Source organism: Streptomyces sp. NPDC006739 (assembly GCF_042869815.1).
Classification (GTDB): Bacteria; Actinomycetota; Actinomycetes; order Streptomycetales; family Streptomycetaceae; genus Streptomyces.
This window is the reverse complement of sequence record NZ_JBIAGM010000010.1, coordinates 1-16,257: the sequence shown is the minus strand read 5'-3', so window position 1 is coordinate 16,257 and position 16,257 is coordinate 1. Positions and strand designations below refer to the sequence as shown.

Annotated in this window: 9 protein-coding genes and 2 pseudogenes; 8 read left to right on the top strand and 3 right to left on the bottom strand. The window is 67.7% G+C overall.

Translation table 11 applies throughout. From position 1 onward, the window contains the following. The first annotated feature begins 111 nt into the window (after positions 1 to 111). The 7 genes and pseudogenes from ACFYMM_RS20780 to ACFYMM_RS20750 all read left to right on the top strand — a co-directional run. On the top strand, positions 112 to 786 hold the full coding sequence (locus ACFYMM_RS20780) for a VWA domain-containing protein (protein WP_388388570.1): 675 nt from the start codon (positions 112 to 114) through the stop codon (positions 784 to 786). A 34-nt stretch (positions 787 to 820) separates the two neighbouring features. Beyond that, complete coding sequence (locus tag ACFYMM_RS20775) at positions 821 to 2,242, top strand: protein kinase (RefSeq protein WP_388388568.1); 1,422 nt, start codon at positions 821 to 823, stop codon at positions 2,240 to 2,242. A 404-nt stretch (positions 2,243 to 2,646) separates the two neighbouring features. Next, positions 2,647 to 5,652 carry a DEAD/DEAH box helicase gene (locus ACFYMM_RS20770; protein WP_388388566.1) on the top strand — a complete coding sequence of 1,002 codons (3,006 nt, stop codon included), beginning with the start codon at positions 2,647 to 2,649 and terminating at the stop codon, positions 5,650 to 5,652. Then, the gene (locus tag ACFYMM_RS20765; protein ID WP_388388564.1) at positions 5,636 to 7,084 is read left to right on the top strand and encodes a hypothetical protein; all 1,449 of its coding nucleotides are present in this window, start codon (positions 5,636 to 5,638) and stop codon (positions 7,082 to 7,084) included. Before ACFYMM_RS20770 ends, ACFYMM_RS20765 begins: the two co-directional genes overlap by 17 nt. Before the next feature lie 118 nt (positions 7,085 to 7,202). Continuing rightward, positions 7,203 to 9,455 carry a hypothetical protein gene (locus ACFYMM_RS20760; protein WP_388388562.1) on the top strand — a complete coding sequence of 751 codons (2,253 nt, stop codon included), beginning with the start codon at positions 7,203 to 7,205 and terminating at the stop codon, positions 9,453 to 9,455. Beyond that, on the top strand, positions 9,452 to 11,389 hold the full coding sequence (locus tag ACFYMM_RS20755) for a DUF2357 domain-containing protein (RefSeq protein ID WP_283968631.1): 1,938 nt from the start codon (positions 9,452 to 9,454) through the stop codon (positions 11,387 to 11,389). Before ACFYMM_RS20760 ends, ACFYMM_RS20755 begins: the two co-directional genes overlap by 4 nt. 178 nt (positions 11,390 to 11,567) lie before the next feature. Further along, a pseudogene (locus ACFYMM_RS20750) lies at positions 11,568 to 12,271 on the top strand (metallophosphoesterase); the annotation flags it as partial. Positions 12,272 to 12,484: 213 nt separating this feature from the next. Here ACFYMM_RS20750 and ACFYMM_RS20745 read toward each other — a convergent pair. The 3 genes and pseudogenes from ACFYMM_RS20745 to ACFYMM_RS20735 form a co-directional block, all read right to left on the bottom strand. Continuing rightward, positions 12,485 to 13,621 carry a tyrosine-type recombinase/integrase gene (locus ACFYMM_RS20745; RefSeq protein WP_388388560.1) on the bottom strand — a complete coding sequence of 379 codons (1,137 nt, stop codon included), beginning with the start codon at positions 13,619 to 13,621 and terminating at the stop codon, positions 12,485 to 12,487. Positions 13,622 to 14,379: 758 nt separating this feature from the next. Beyond that, positions 14,380 to 15,038 (bottom strand): annotated as a pseudogene (locus ACFYMM_RS20740) (nucleotidyl transferase AbiEii/AbiGii toxin family protein). Further along, complete coding sequence (locus ACFYMM_RS20735) at positions 15,035 to 15,397, bottom strand: hypothetical protein (RefSeq protein WP_388388558.1); 363 nt, start codon at positions 15,395 to 15,397, stop codon at positions 15,035 to 15,037. Before ACFYMM_RS20735 ends, ACFYMM_RS20740 begins: the two are co-directional and overlap by 4 nt. A gap of 653 nt (positions 15,398 to 16,050) precedes the next feature. Between ACFYMM_RS20735 and ACFYMM_RS20730 the strand changes: the two genes are divergently transcribed. After that, on the top strand, positions 16,051 to 16,257 hold a 207-nt coding region (locus tag ACFYMM_RS20730; RefSeq protein ID WP_388388556.1), incomplete at its 3' end, for a helix-turn-helix domain-containing protein.

Sequence of the window (16,257 nt, the reverse complement as noted above, 5' to 3'; positions counted from 1 at the left end):
CAAGGTGCAACACGTAGTACCTTTGTCTGCCTCAGCGTCAGGAATGACCTTGCCGCAACTAGGCGTATCGGCTTGCAGCCCCTAGTGCGGTGAGAGCGATGGGGGGACATCGTGGGTGCCGCGCCGCGTTTCATGGCCGCGAAGGCACGTCCGTTACCAGTACTCGTACTGGCGGACGTGAGTGGGAGCATGGGGGAACCCCAAGAGAAGATCGATGTGCTCAACGAGTGCATCCGTCGCATGCTCGACGATTTCGCCACGGCCGACATCGGGCGAGGCACCATCCACGTCGGAGTGATCGCCTTCAGCCGCGATCGGGCTGAACTGCATCAGAACATGGTGCCCGCGGCCCATGCGTCCTGGACCGACATGGAGGCCCGAGGTGGCACCCCGCTCGGTGCCGCCCTCGAGCTCGCCGACGCGGTACTGCGTGACGAAGCAGCCGTCCCCACCAGGTCCTTCTCTCCCACGCTCGTTCTCGTGTCCGACGGCATGCCCACCGACGAGTGGGAAGAGGCCCTTGACCGGTTGCTCGAATCCCCCAAGGGTTCCAGAGCCAACCGGCTGGCGGTCGCCATCGGTCCCGACATGACCGAGCAGGCAAAAGCCGTACTGCGCCGTTTCGTCAGCGACGAGGCCAACGGCGTTTTCGAGGCACAGGACGTCGGACGCATCCAGCAGTACTTCCGCTGGGTCACGGTCACCGTCACCCAGCAGGCTCGAAGTACTCGTCCGGACCGGGCGCCGGTACTGAGCCCCGACGACTTGTCCGACTTCGGCGCCTGAACCGGCGGGACGCGGCGAGAGGAAAGGCACCCCCGTGGCATCGCGCTGGGATCTCGGCGGCCTGCTGCGGCCCGTCGAGGACGAGTACCACCAACTGTGGTCACTGTCCCACTCGATCGGAGCCGGCGGCCAGGGCGAGGTATGGCTGGCCCGAGGCGGACGAACCGCCGTCAAAATGATCACTGCTCCGACTCAGGAAGCAGCAGAGGCTGTACACGTTCGGCTGCGCCGCATCCAGCGCCTTCCGTTGGACGGTGTCCCGCTGGCCGGCGTGCTCGCCCTGCTCGCCCCGCCGAAGCTCGGTTATGTCATGGAACTGGCCGACGAGATGGTTTCGTTGGACACCTTGTGCGTCCCCGACGAGGAGGACCTGGCAGCCTGGTATGTGCGCACCGGGGGTCTGGAACGCCGACTGCGGCTGCTGGCCAAACTTGCGGACGCCGTCGCCCGGCTCCACGCCCGTGCCATCGTGTACCAGGACCTGTCCCCCTCCAACGTGCTGATTTCCGCCGCTGTCGAGCAACAGGAAGTCCGTCTCATCGACGTGGACAACCTCGGTCTGGCCTCGACCGTCGGATCCGCGCCGGTACACACCCCCGGATACGGGGCGCCTGAAATCGTGTCGGGTCGCAGCGGAGCCACCACACTGGCCGACGCACACGCACTCGGCGTGCTGATCTTCGAGACCCTCACGGCAAGTCACCCGTTCCGGGGCGACGAGGTGCTGGACTCCGACCCCGCCTACCAAGAGGAGTACGCAGACCGGTTCCGCCTGCCATGGATCGACCACCCCACCGACCGCACCAATGAGTGCACTCTGGGCATCACACCACGGCAGGAACTCCTGTCCGGTCAACTGTGGGACGTGGCCTCACAGTGCTTCGTGGACGCCGTGGCCAATCCCATCCTCCGGCCGTCGGCTGCCCGGTGGGCCGCGGCACTGCACTCCGCTGCGGGACAGACCGTCGAGTGCCCGGAGTGCGGATGGACCTACCGTGCCTCCGCACCCTCCTGCCTCGCCTGCCGGAGGCCCCGCGACCGTGTCTGGGTGCTGCGCCACGGACTGACCGGTCCGGTGGGTACCGAGCCGCAGGACCGATCGGGGAGCACTGACGACACCCCTGGTGTCCAGCTCTCGGAGGTTCCTCTGCCCGACTTCACCGCACTGCGTCCCGGCGGCGAGACGACTCTGACCGCCCGGCACACCTCACCCGCCCCGGATCGACCTGACGCGGTAGTCGCGCGGCTGCGGCTTCACAGCCAGGACGCCACCGTGCTGAACCTCTCCCGCGACAACCTCTGGCTGGACCGTCAAGACGGACGGCCATGGCAGGAGATCGGTCAGGGAAGCCAGGCAACCGTGCCTGTCGACGGCCGTGGCTGGACGATTCACTTCGGGAGACAGGGTGCGATCCACCGCTGGGTACGTCTGATGGCTGTGGAGGCGAGCAGGTGAGCGTTCGCCCCAGGGGGCCGGTCATGCCCGCCCGTATGCCGGGAGAGCCGGTCTTCGTGTCCTTCCTCTGGCGCCGAGTGCCGCAGGAGTTCGTCGACCGGATCATTCCCGATGGCAGCGAGGTCCGCCTCTACCGTCGCCCCACAGGCCAACTCGACCTGGTCACTGACTTCGCCACGTTCGGGGTCAAGCCGGCGAGTCCCGAGGACGAACGGAGGCTCGACGAAGTCGAGGCAGCCGGTAGCAGTTGTGTGACGGTCACTGCGCATCCGGCGCGGCCGAAGCCGCCTGCGCCCGCCGCACCGCCCCGGCGCCGCACCGGTAGTCCGCATCCGCCCGCGTCGCCGGCTGGCGAACCCTTCACCTTGCGCGTGCACATCTATGCCCCCGCCGTAGGACTCGCTGTGCCGCTCAGCACCGGCCTGCTGCTCGACGTCGACGACGCCGTCGTGGAGGACGCCACCAAGTACGCGGACCGCGCGGACACCGCCAACGTCGGGGCCGTCATGGAGTTCATGAGGCGAGAGCTCTTCCTGGAACCCCGCCCCGGGGCGCCGGCCGACGCCAGGCGCATGGTGGTCTCAGCCGGACCAGCTGGTGGCTTTGCGGTCGGCTTCCGGGTGCACGGACCAGGGCTCATGGCCGACGTCGAGAAAAACAGCGCCGGCTACCGCATTGTGCGCCTGCTCAGCTCGGTCCACGATCAGCGCGGCGCCGGCCAGAAGGCACTGGCCGTCGGGTCGATCGACTTCCGCGACATGACCGCCAGACAGCGAGACCGGGAGAGAATACAGCGGGGCCTCGACCTGGTGGCCAACCAGAACGGTTACCTGGCCATGTGGGACAGGTACCAAGAGCTGGAGGCCCGCCACATCAGAGGCCGGATTCGCGATTTCGGGATCATCCGCTACACCAAGGTCAAGGTCGAGTCCGATGGCCGCTGCGTGTTCACGGTGGACCTCGACCGGGCACTGCCGCGGACGCGAGCGGCCCTGGAGAACACGACAGCTGCCGAACGCGTAGAGATCGAGGCAGCAACAGACGTTCCGGCCTCCGTGACAGACTCCGCGATGACCGACCGGGAGTGGCTGGTCGCTTCCCGGGCGCAGAAGGTACGTGCCTGGATCGGCGAACCGCTCGGGTATGACAGCGTCACCGAGACCCTGAGACTCGCCGCGACCCTCAACGACCAGAAGGACCCGCCGCCCCAAGGCTGGCTCTACCTGGCACACCGCGGCGATCAGCGCCGTCTCGACCGGCGCGAGCAAGCCATGCAGAAGCTGCGCACCGACGGGGCACACATTCCCGCGCTACCGACGCTGCTGGAGGGGGGTTCCTGGCCTCAGCCAGCACGACGCCGGATCACGAAGATCTCTCCTTCCGCGCTCAGCTGCTTCGCTCCCCACGGCCCGACGCCGGCCCAGCGGGAGGCGGTGCTCACCGCGCTCAACACCCCCGATGTCGCGATCATCCAAGGACCGCCTGGCACGGGCAAAACGCAGGTGATCGCCGCTCTGGTCAATCAACTGGGTGATCTCGCCCAGGGCGGAGAGGTGGCCGGCAGCACCCTGTTGACGAGTTTCCAGCACGCGGCGGTGGACCATCTGGTCACGCGAGGCTGGGTCTTCGGGCTGCCGCCGCTCAAGGTGGACTCCCGCGGCCGGGGCAGCAAGGTCGCGCTGGACACCTGGCGCATCGACGCTGCCCGCGCCGCCGACCTGCGGCTACGTGAGCGCCCGGTGGGAGAGCATCTCGCTGCTCGGCGAGCAGCCGCCGAACTGGCCGCCACCTACAGGGCGGCACCCGTACCGCCCGAGTTCCTGCCCCAATTCCTCGACCAAGTACTCACCCAGCTCGGAGACATATCCGACCCCTCACTGGTCGGCGAGCTCCGCAGCCTCAGAGACGGAGCCGAGAGGAATCGCACTCGGGCCGCCGCCACGGCCGACCCCGACCTGCGCTCGGACCTCCTCCCCTACATCCGGTCGCTGCGCTGCACGGTGACCGGGTTCGAGGACGACGGGCCCCGCACGGCTCGAGCACTGCTGACACGGCTCGACCTCACCGACTCTCCGCTCTTCGACGGCATCTCCTACCAGGAGTCGCTGCGTACAGCGGCCAGAACCGCTTCACCAGAGCGTGAACTCCTTGGCTCTCTCGCCACGTTGCGCGACACCCTGCTCGACCGTCTCACCGCGCGCGTTCGGCTGCCAGAAGTCACCGTGGCCAATCCCGCGATCGCCGACCTCCTCGACCGGTTCGCAGCACAACTCGCGGAAGCGGTGACCCGGTCACCCGACGCCATAGCCGCGGCACTGCTCGATTACCGGGACGACCTGCGCAGCGATCCGGAAGGCGTCGACGACGCCCTCCGCGCCTACACCGTCTCACTGGCCTCGACCTGCCAACAGGCCGTATCCAAAGCCATGGTCGATCTCGGCCGTCAAGACGGGGGCTTCGAGTCGGTCGTCGTCGACGAGGCTGCCCGGGCCAACCCGCTGGATCTCCTCATCCCCCTCGCTCAGGCCCGCCGTCGGATCGTGCTGGTCGGCGATCACGCCCAGCTCCCCCACATGCTGGAACCCGACGTGGAGCGCGAGCTGGGCTCGCTCGGCGAGGACGTCCGCGACCGGCTACAGGAAAGCCTCTTCCAGCGATTGGCACGGCAGTGGGAGCACGGTTCGTCCGACGGACATCGCCGGTTCGTCCGTCTCGACACCCAGTTCCGCATGCACCCGGTGCTCGGCAGCTTCGTCAGCGACAACTTCTACCAGGGGAAACTGCGCAACGGCCGCGAAGCGCCCGACTTCACCCACGGAATCGACCGCTACGGTGAGGTCCCCGCGGTGTGGCTTCCCGTGCCCCTGTCCGCGGGCGGCGAAACGCAACGGGGAACGAGCCGCACGCGGCACGCTGAAGCCGCTGTCATCGCGGCGGAGATCGCCGCGCTGATCGAGCGGCATCCGAACATGACGTTCGGCGTCATCTCGTTCTACGCCGCGCAGGTCACCGAGGTGTGGAAGGAACTGAAGAAGGCCGGGCTCGCCGAGTTCACCGATGCGGGCGGATGGCGCCCCGTGCCCCGGCTGTGCCGTGACGAGGACGGCGCACCGCTCGACCGGTTACGAGTCGGCACCGTAGACGCCTTCCAGGGCATGGAATTCTCCGTCACCTATCTGTCCACCGTGCGCAGCTGCGCACCGGCCGCGCGAACCGATGTCAAGCGCGCCTACGGACACCTCACCGTCGCCAACCGACTGTGCGTGGCGATGAGCCGTCAGCAGCGGCTGCTCGCCGTCGTGGGTGACGACGACATGTTCGGGCCTGGCAGTCCCCAGGTGATCGCGCCCCTGGCCGCGTTCCTGGAGCTGTGTCGGAAGGGGGCGGACGGCCGTGTCGTTCGACCGTGAGACGCCCGTCTTCCAGCTGGCCTTTCCGCCCCGGAAGCGGTATCGGCCCGTTCTGCTGCCCGTGTGGGTTCACCAGGTGACGGCGCCGACCGGCTACTCCCGCACACTGGACGTCTTCCAGACCGTGGTGCTGCGTTTGTGCGCCGCCGGAGTGCGAGACGTTGGCGACCTGTCCCGGCTCATCGGCCTGGACACCGCCCTGTGCCGCACGGTGATCGCCCGGCTTGTGGAGGGGCGGCTGATGGAACCCGGGCTGAAGCTGACCGAGGCGGGGCGGCGTACCGTGGCCGAGGGAGAGGTGGCGGAGACGGATCCCCAGCTCGTCCGGATGTTCCAGGATCCGGCCACCGGGGTGCTGCTGCCTCGTATTTTGGTCGCCGATCCGGTACGAGCCGATGTGCGGGAGCATCGCGGCCGCTGGGTCACCATTCAGTTCGGCACCGCCGGTGCCTCCAGAGAGGTTGGCGCGCTGACGCTTCGGGCCGGCGGTTCCTCGTTGCGCCCGTCGGAGCGAGATGTGCTGGAAGCCTGCAAAAGCCACGACCTGGCTGCTCGTGGGCTTCGTGGTGGTTCCCGCGGTACGCCCGACGGCGTGGTGGCGGCTCGGCGGATCGGCTTCCATGGCACGGCGATCGCCGCCTACGTGGTGTGTTACGTCGTTGAGGACGACGACGGGTCCGGGCGTATGTGGACCGTCGAGGATCCGTTCGCGGTGGGTGACGGGCGCTACGTGGCGGATCTCCTAATGGCCCGTGCCGAAAGCGACGAGCCTTTGGGCCGGCTGATCGACGGTTTGCTCGGCGGGAGCCGCCGCGACCGGACTGCCACCGCGCGCAGGGTCGACCAGGAGCTCGCCGAGGAGGCCCGCGCCGACGTCGTACGCATGCTCGGCGAGGAGATCCGGGACCACCCTGAGGTGCTGGCTCACCTCGCAGACATCGAGTTGGCGCTTCTCAAGGACAGTGCGCGGGAACGCGAGAACGCCGCACGCAATGCGATCCGTGTCTTCGAGTGCATACTTCCCGGGCTCAACGACCGCTTCCCCGCCCGGCTGCCGCCCTCCAGGGAGCCAGGGGTACGGGAGCGCGCATTCGTCCTGACCGCCCAGCGCCTGGGCGCCGCCTCTGTGCCGCCGGAGATGCGCAGATACTGCAAAGCACCGGCCAGCGGGCTGGCCGGAGACATCATCAAGGCGGTCTGGGCGGCCGGAGAGAATCCGCAACATCCGTTCGTCACGTTCATCCGGCGACGCCCCACACTCCTAGAGGATCTCGACCGGTCACGAATACTGCGCAACAACGCGACCCACGGACCGACCGGTGCCCCGGCCCCGGACGAGCTTGAGCACATCCGGACCCTCGCGTACGAAGCAGCCCGCCACTTGCTCGGTCTGAGTGGTGGCCGATCCACGGACAGCGAGAAGGTGAACTGACGCCATGGGGAAGAGGCAGACGCGATCGCGTCAGAAAGGTAAGGGAGTGGTGTGGCCGGGCCAGCAGGCTGCCGCTTCCCAGCGCAGCGAGACCACCCGTGTGCGTCAGCCAGCTCCTGTGGCGCCCAGCACCACTTCGGGGAGCAACGAAACCGTCGCGCTGCTGACGGAAATACAGCAGGTGGCGAGCGAGGCGCAGGTGGTCCTGGCGGCGGGTGACAAGACCGTCGACACGCACTCCGGCCTGGAACACGCGTGGCAGCTCTACCGCGCTCTCGCCAAGCGCCAGGAAGACGCGGCGAACGCCCTAACGGTACAGGCAGAGCGGCTTCAGGCAGAGCGGGAGGAGCTCGCTGCCGCGGCTGCCCGCCAGGCAGAGGACGCGGCTTCGGTGCAGGACGAACGCGCCGCCCTGGCCACGCGCACGGAGCTCCTCGACCGCAGGGAGCGTGATCTTTCCGACCGTGAGCGATCGGCGGAAGCGCAATTCGCCGAACGTCGTCTGGCAGCCGGCCGTGAGCTGGAGAGCTGGCTGGCGGAGCAGCGGCAGACGGCCGTGGACGCCCTCGACAGCGAACGCCGGGCCCGGCATGCGAGGTGGACCGAGGAGCAGAGTCGCCTGGCCGAGGCGCAGACGGTCCTGGACCAGAGGGAAAGCGAACTGACCCAGCGCGAGAGGGACCTGCGTTCCGCGCAGATCCGGCTGGAGGACGAACGCGAGGACATCGTCCACCTCAAAGCCGCGCTCAAGGAACAGCAGGCCAGCCGGGCGGAACGGTTCGAGGGCGAGCTGACGAGCCGCACCGGCCAGCTGGTCCAGCAACTGGAGGAGTACCGGCAGAAGGCGGCTGCCCTGGCCGAGGGCAACGAGCGCCTGGGCGCTCGGCTCAACGAGTACGAAAGCGCTCTGGCGTCCCTGGGCGGCATGACCTTGGAGCAGGTCGTCGAGCGCCTTACCGAACTCCGCGCCGAGAACGCCCGCCTGCTGGAGGAGAGCGCCACGGCGCCACGGGCGGACGCGCGCATGCTCGAGCAACTGCGGCAGCAAGTCACGCAACTCATCGCCGACAACGAGGAACTGGTGCGGGAGCGCGGAGAACTGGAGTCCGCTCTGCAACGTGACCGTATCGCGGTCAACGAGCGCCAGAACTACCTGGAGATCAACAACTGGTTGAGTGCCGCCAACGGCCAACTGCAACAGCTCCTCAACGAGGAAGCAGCCAAACTCAACGCCACAGCCCAGGCCGGCAAGGACGGTCACGTGTTCCCGGCCTGCGCACGCATGGACCGGGAGTTCGGCACACCCCTGCCTTCCGATGCGCCCATGCCGGGCATGCCCGATCTGGTGCGCCAGATGCAGGCGGTCATCCGGCAGAAGGCCGGCCTTTCCTATCGCCTGTCGGACCTGCGCCTAGTTCTGGCGGGCATGGCGATGAGCCGTCTCCATCTGTTCCAGGGCATCAGCGGCATCGGCAAGACCGGCCTGGCCCGGGCGCTGGCCGGCGCCTTCGGCAGTGACACCAGTGTCGCCGTGGTTCCCGTCCAGGCCGGCTGGCGCGATCCGCAGGACCTCATGGGTTACTACAACAGCTTCGACCGGGTCTTCTATGAATCGGAGTTCACCAAAGCCCTGTACCGCGCTCAGTGCCCCGCCTTCAAGGACCGGCCCTTCTTCATCGTCCTGGACGAGATGAACCTCTCCCATCCCGAACAGTACTTCAGCGGAGTGCTGTCGGCCCTCGCCATCAAGGACCGACCCAGACTGACGCTGACCACAGCACCGGTCGGAAACCCCGCCGACCTGATCATCGACGGAACGCACCTCGCCATTCCGGAAAACGTCTGGTTCATCGGGACGGCCAACCATGACGAAACGACCGTCGGCTTCGCCGACAAGACCTACGACCGGGCCTTCGTCCTGGAACTGCCCTGGCAGCACCCGGAGCTGCCGGTGACGCCGTGCGCACCGGCGCAGCCCCTCGGACTCGGACGTATCAGCCAGGCTTTCGGCGAGGCGCAGGCCACCTACGGCACACAGGCCGACGGCATCATCGATTTTCTCGACACCCTCTGGCGCAGGCGCTTCGCGGATGAGCTGCGCATCGGCTGGGGCAACCGGCTCGAGCTACAGATCAAGGAGTTCACACCAGTCGTGGTCGCCGCCGGAGGCAGCCCGGGGGAAGCGCTGGACCACCTGCTGGCCACACGCATCCTGCGCTCCGTCCGGGGGCGATACGACATCCATGCTGACACCCTCGACACACTGCGGACCGACCTTGTCGAAAGCCTGACACACTTCGACAGCGCTCACGAGCCGACGGCAACACAACGACTGCTGGACGACGAAATCCGCTCGCGCGGTCGGCGATGAGCCGGGAAGCGGCCGAGCCGGAACTCGGCTCTCTCCTCGTCCGCCATCTCCTTGCGGTGTCTGCCCGTCTCGCCGAGGAGGCCGCTACGCTCGACGACTGGCTGGCCATGCCGCCGATCATCCTCGACGTCACCGATGAGACGGAAGCCTTGACGGTGGAGGACGTCTTCGAGCGGGAGTCCGGTGCGCTGCGCACGGTATGCCACCGCCCGTACACGCGCCTGCGTACGGTGGAGGAAGTCCTGCCGACGTCCCAGGTGCGCTCGATCGCCGCAGGCGCGACGGCACGTCTGGCCGCCCACCCCGAGGACTGGGCCTCGCATACGCTCGCCGGTGTCCGGCCCAGCCGTCTGCTGGCCCGGCGCAGTGAGGAAAACGCCGACATCTACGAGAACCGGGTCGCGATCGCCGTCCTCAACGTGATGCGGTCGCATCTGCAGAAGCGCATCGCCAAGCTCAGGGACCTGAGCAGGATGGTGGACGATGTGCACGGCCTGCTCATGCCCTCGCAGGAAACTTCTTGGCGGGCCCGACGAGACCTAGCCAAACTGTTCAGGAACATCGAGGAATCCGGTCGACATCAGGCAGCCGCGGAGGTACGCCGACGGGCACTGGAATCCTCCCTCATGACGGTGGAGTTGATGCTGGGCTCGCCGCTGGCACGCGCGGTCGACCACCGCTCCGCACCGCCGCGCGAACTGCATCCGACGAACCTGCTGAGCAGTGATCCGCACTACCGCAGGGTGGCTCTGCTCTGGCAAGCCTGTACCGCGATCGAGACCCCGCGTCTCGGAGAAGCCGAAACGACCCGTCGGCGACAGGAGGTCCTCGGCGCCTTCGAGCGTTTCACCGGCCTCCTTCTGCTGCTCGCCTGCAAGCTGCTCCAGGCCGTCCCGGAAGCCGGCCAGCCGGTCCCTTCCCCCGGCTGCTCCACCCGTTTCCGCATGCGAGGCGAACTGCTGACGGTCACCTGGTCCCGGACGGGCGACTTCGTCCTTCACTGGCGCACGCGGCAGGTGCTCCGCGTCGTACCGATCGCGACCGACCTGTGCACGGCTCCCGACGCCTCCTCGGTCGCTGCGGCGATCACGGAGTCCCGCCGTGACCGGCCGAGCGCCGTGTGCGACAACGACCTGATCGTCTATCCAGGGCTGCTTCAAGCACGGCAGGACGCTGAGCCTGACGTCGTCCGGGCCTCCTATCGGATCGGTCGCCGCGACGGCGACGCGCCCGAGCGGCATGTCGACGTCGCTCCTCTGTCCCCTCTGGACATTTTCAGCGTCAGCCGCCTGCTGCGGGCCGTCCAATGGGCGACACTGGGTGCCGACGCGCGCGACTACCCCCACACCGTGCCCGTGCCCGCAGGCAATCGCTCCGCTCTGGCGGGCTGCGGCTGGCTCGAACCCCGGCCCGACGGTGTCGCGGTCGTACGCGCCCCGAGCCAGACCGAGTTGGAGCGTCTCCCCGCTCGACTGAAACAGACCCTCAGGCGGCACGGCAGTGGCCGGGCAACCGAGCACGAGACCCGGGGATTGCGTGTCCTGTGTGCGGCGTTGGAAGAGGCGGCCGCCAAGACCGAACTGCTCGAAGTGTGCCCGGTGTGCGCCAAGACCGGACCTCAGCGCCAGACGGTCTTCGAGCCCCGTGAGGACGGCCTGTTCGCAGCGTCCTGCACCTCGTGCCGTACCAGGTGGGAGCTCCGTCGCTGCCTGGCCTGTGGCGACACCTTCCCGTTGCTCAATCCGGACGGCCTTGCCGCTACCGGTGCTCCCGAACCCGACCTCGATCGCCGTGCCGGTGGGGTTCTCCTGGCGGTTCCGTGCTGGTCTGCAGAGCGCACCGGCCAGTCCGTCTGTCCCGCCTGCGGCACCTGCGGTGAGGCGGGACGAGTCACTTCCTGCCCGCGCGGCTGTTCGGCCCAGCCACCGCTCTGAACCGGGAAGGTGCGTCTATCCCTCGAACGGGCCGTGGCCCGGAATGCCTCGGCGCAGCACAGGCAGAACAGGATCGTCGCGGCGTCCGCTGGGCATGTGGTGTCACGTCAGTTCGGTAGAGTGGCCTCACCCTCCGCGCAGAAGCGCCCTCGGGACGGTTGCAGGCAAAGCACTCGCGCTGGACGGCCCCTGCGTCGTCCTCATCACCGACACCTACTACGGCCTACTCGACCGAGCCCGCTGGTCGGCACGGGTATGCGAGACCGTGAACGCTCTGGAAGCCGACCTGGTCTGCCACACTGGCGACATCGCGGACGGCACGGCCGCACGTCGCCGCGCGCAGGCCGCCCCGCTCGTACCGTGCGCGCGACCCGGGCTCGTGTAAACGTCACCGGCAACCACGAGTACTACAGCCGAGGCACAGGGCTGAGTCGATCTGGTGGACGAGTTGGGCTGGGAGCCGCTGCGCAACCGCCATCTGCTGGTCGAGCGCGGAGGCGACACCCTCGTGGTCGCCGGCGTGGACGACGTCACCGCCGAGTCCTCCGGCCTCGCCGGCCACCGCGCCCACCTCGCCGGAGCCTTGAACGGCGCCGACCCCGACCTGCCTGTCCTGCTCGTGGCACACCAGCCCAAGTTCGTGGACCGGGCGGTAGCCGCCGGCATCGACCTCCAACTCTCCGGTCAGACCCACGGCGGCCAGATGTGGCCCTTCCACCACCTGGTCCGCATCGACCAGCCCGCCCTCGCCGGCCTCAGCCACCGCAGCCCCCACACCCTCCTCTACACCAGCCGCCTCACGGCTTCTGGGGCCCGCCATTCCGCCCCAGCGAGATCACCCTGCCCGTGCTCCGCAGCCCGCACATGCCCACCGGGCCGTAGACGGGGCGGGCCAACACATCCGCTTGGAGTAGTCCACGAGCCGAGGGGTGCGGCGTCGACAAATGACCAGGCTCGTCTCGCCGAGGGCAAGATCCGGACCATTCCCGGGCCGGCGGCTCCAACGAACCACACGTGGACACGTTTTACACAGCTCAGCGACGCTTGGCGCCTGCACCACCAGCAGACGAAGAACCTGCTGATCTCAGCACCGAATCAAGCCGCTTCCCACAAGCCTGCATCCAAAATGCGAGCCGCCTTCGCGATGCTCCCAGGCATCAGGTGCCGGTAGGTCCGATACGTCTCCTCAATGGACTTGTGCCCCATCCATTCCGCCACGTCGGTGATCGGTATTCCGTTCCCGAGCGCGTTCGAGGCGAAGTAGTGCCGGAAGCCATACATGCCGACACCGTCCTCCGCGGGGAGGACCTTGAAGAGCTTCTGCACACGGCGGCGTTCCATCGGTTCCGTGTAGTAGCCGCTCGGGCCGCGCAGGAGATAGCCATCCTTCGTTGTGCCGTGCTTCTCCTCAAACCGCTCCATCGCTTCCCGCACCGAGCGCGGAAGGGGAACCTCCCGGAACTCCCCCGCCTTGCGGTGTTTGAGCTTCGCCGGCTTGTGCGTGTTGGAGTGGATCTGCTCGTGCACTCGATAGACGTCGTCCGCCACGACATTGTTGATGTTCACCGCCCGGGCTTCCCCGTTTCGCAAGCCGCAGCCCACCATCATGACGATCTCGAGCGCAAGGATGTGATCCGCGACGGTCAGCGCCGTTTTCACGTAGTCGAGGGGCGGGATGACCACCTTCTGGCGGACGTACTCCGGTTCCTGAACGCCCTTTACAGGGTCATCCGCCATGGCTCCCTTGCCATAAGCGTCCCGCAGGATGGCCTTGAGGACGCGGAAGATGTTCACCTGGTTTCCGCGGCCCACCCCGTCGGTCTCCAACTCGTCCAAGAAGCGCTCGACCACGATCGGCGTGACCGAGTTCAGCCTTCTCGATCCGAGACGGGGGATGATGTGCACGTTGATGGAGCTGTCGATGTGCCAGCCCGTGGAGTACTCCGTCATCCTCCGCTGCCGCGGCCGCCACTGCTTCGCGTATTTCGCGACCGTCTGCTGACCGAGTTCCCGGCGAGCCTCGGCAACGGACGGCGCCGTCTTCTTTTTCTCCGCGTAGATCTGCGTAAGGCGCTCGATCGCGTCGTCCTGCGTGTCGTAGCCGGCCTCTTCACGCTGCTTGCCGAGAGCGTCCCGGAACCGAATCGTGTACGGGTGCGGGCAACGGGTCGGCCTGGAACAACCGCACTCCTTGAAGAAGGACCCCATCCCACGGGCGAGCTGTCGAGCCACGAATCAAGCCTTCCGAGCAAGGCGCCGGGCGGCGCAGCAAGCCCCTGCCGAGGGAGCAGGTCAGCAAGCCGGACACCTTCCGGCCCGATGCTGACCTTTTGCTGACCCGGAGGCAGCGATCAGGGCTCTGACCTGCGGAAACGCCCAAACGCTAGATCTTGGACTTGAACAGAGTACGCAGCACGTTGGACTCCTGGAAGACGGCTCCCTGCCTGCTTTGTGCAGGTCAAAGGCGGTCTTCACTGTACACGGGCACGCGTCGAAGTCGATGATTGTGAGGAACATCGCTTCACTCTGCAAGCAGGCTCCATGCCTGTACTTCCAGCGCCAACCAGGTTGTTGTGAGGCCACCGATGAGGTGCCTGTTCGGCGCGCCCTTGAGGATGGTCGGGGACTGTTACTGACCAGATGCTGACTTACCTGACGCGACATCAGGTTCACGCGGGTCACAGGACGACTCGCTGCCCGGGAGCGGGTCTGTACGGTGATCACGACATCGTCGGCGGAACGGGCGTTGACCAGTTTGCGGACCGTGGCCTGGTGCAGCCCGAGCTTCCGGCTGATCGCCGCCTTCGGCACAGACCGGCGTTACCGAAGCCCGGTTTCGCCGTGAGTTCACCGCGGGGTATCGCTCGGCCTACCTGCACATCCGCCGTGCAGGGCAGCCACCACCGTGGACGGCTCCGGGTTGGAACCTGCTGGCTGCACCGCATCCTCTCGTTGCAACGGCGTAGAGGGGATGGACGCGTGACCGCCTCTCAGGCGTTCTCGTCATCAATCCGCGCACCCAGATCCTCCACCCACTCCAGCGCCCACGCCTTGAGTTCTTCGATCTGCCGGGAGGTGAGCCCGTACGCCGTGTAGTCCTCATCCTCGTACCAGTCCGCACCGATGAGCCGGTCCCGGAGGTCTTCGAGGCTGAACTCGTCGTGGGCGCGACGGCGGCCCAGGGATTCGAGGTCGGCGGTGGAGCGGTGGCGGGAGGCAGCCTGGACGTCGATGAGGTCGCGGACGGTGCCGCGGTCGGCGAGGGCACGGACCTTTGTGCCAATCACGTCATCGAGGGAAGAACGGGGCCGTAGGGGGTCTGGGCAGGCGGAGCCCAGAACGCCTCCTTGAGGACGTCGACCTCGCACTCCTCGCCGGTGTCCGGATCGGTGACGAGGAACCGGCCGCTGAGCGGATCGGTCTGGACGTGCGTGGTCCGCCAACCGCGCGCGCTGAGGCCTGCTGTGAGTGAGGCGACGATCTCCTGCATCGGAGCGGGGTTCTCGGTGGCGACGTCTAGGTCACGGCTGAAGCGTTCGACCAGGCCGTGAGCCTGCACGGCGTATCCGCCGGTGAGGACCAGAGGGTAGGGGGAGCCGAGGTCGAGGATGTCGGCGAGGAGACGCTCGTGGAGCGGAGTGAGCTTCACGCGGCGGTCGTGTCGGCCGGAGCGGTGCGGAGCAGCTCGGGGAAGGCGTCCTCCCAGACCTCGCGGATGTAGGGACTGATCAAGCGCCGCAGCACGGGCCACTGCTCAGTGAGCAGCCGGTGGTGCAGGAGGGCCACCAGGTCCTCACCCAGTCCTTCGGCGAGGACGGTCCGGTAGAGCGTCATGCGGGACTTCGGGCGGTCCAGGCTGTAGCTCGTCCGCCCGGACCAGACGATGTGGAGCGGCAGGTCCACGTTGCCCTCGACGGGGCCGGCCAGCTGCTGCAAGCGCTCGGGCAGTCGGCTGCGGTAGCGGTGCCGCAGCACCTCGGCGCGGGAGGCGGTGATCGTCGTGTCCATGCATCCAGTATTGCTGCTGGGAGGCGGCGGCATGGCGGATACGGGGCGCCCTGCCGTACGTAGGGGTCGGGCGCCGCCCGTCAATCCCTCGGACATCTCACTCAGTGGGCGCTGAGCGCATCATGGCCTATGCGTGCAGCCCCCATGTGACGCGGCAAACCGGCGCCCTGGGCGGTGCGGCTTCGGTCTCGGTGTCGGAAATAGCGACGGTGCCGAAGCCGAAGCCCATGGCGCCGGCGCAGTGGACGCGAAGGACACCGGGGCGGGCGAGGTCGCGGTAGCGGCCAGAGGGGGCAATCGGCATCCATAAGGCGCGCCGCTTCGGTCCCGAACGCAGCCCACTCGCTCAGTGCCTCATGCCGCGGACGAGTTGTCGAGTCACGCAGCGAACCTCCCGAGCGGGAGCCAGGGCACCTGTGTCCAGGTCCCCCGTCATGGCAGCCGTCAGGTCAGCAAGTTGGGACGCTCCCGCGCCCGCTGCTGACCCGATCGGGGCCATCATTCCTCTGACCTGCCCAAACACCCAAACGCTAGATGTTCTGTCCGGGGAGGTTGTGGACAGGTGAGCCAGGTCTCGGCTGAGGGATCTTGAACAGGTGAGGGCCTTCCGGTTCGGTGTGGATTGCGACGTCTACACCAACAGAAAGGCCCTCGTGCCCCACCGTAATGCACCCCTGACCGAGACCGGACGGCTGCGTCTGGCCCGCTGTGTCGTCGACGGCGGCTGGACCCTGCGCCGTGCCGCCGAACGCTTCCAGGTCTCGCCGACCACGGCCCAGCGGTGGGCCGACCGCTACCGTCAGTTCGGCGAGAGCGGCATGGCCGACCGCTCCAGTCGCCCCCACGCGAGCCCGCGCCGG

Bases quoted from the DNA above. Each gene is read 5' to 3' on its own strand.
- ACFYMM_RS20735 (WP_388388558.1), bottom strand. From the start codon at position 15,397: ATGGACACGACGATCACCGCCTCCCGCGCCGAGGTGCTGCGGCACCGC.
- ACFYMM_RS20755 (WP_283968631.1), top strand. From the start codon at position 9,452: ATGAGCCGGGAAGCGGCCGAGCCGGAACTCGGCTCTCTCCTCGTCCGC.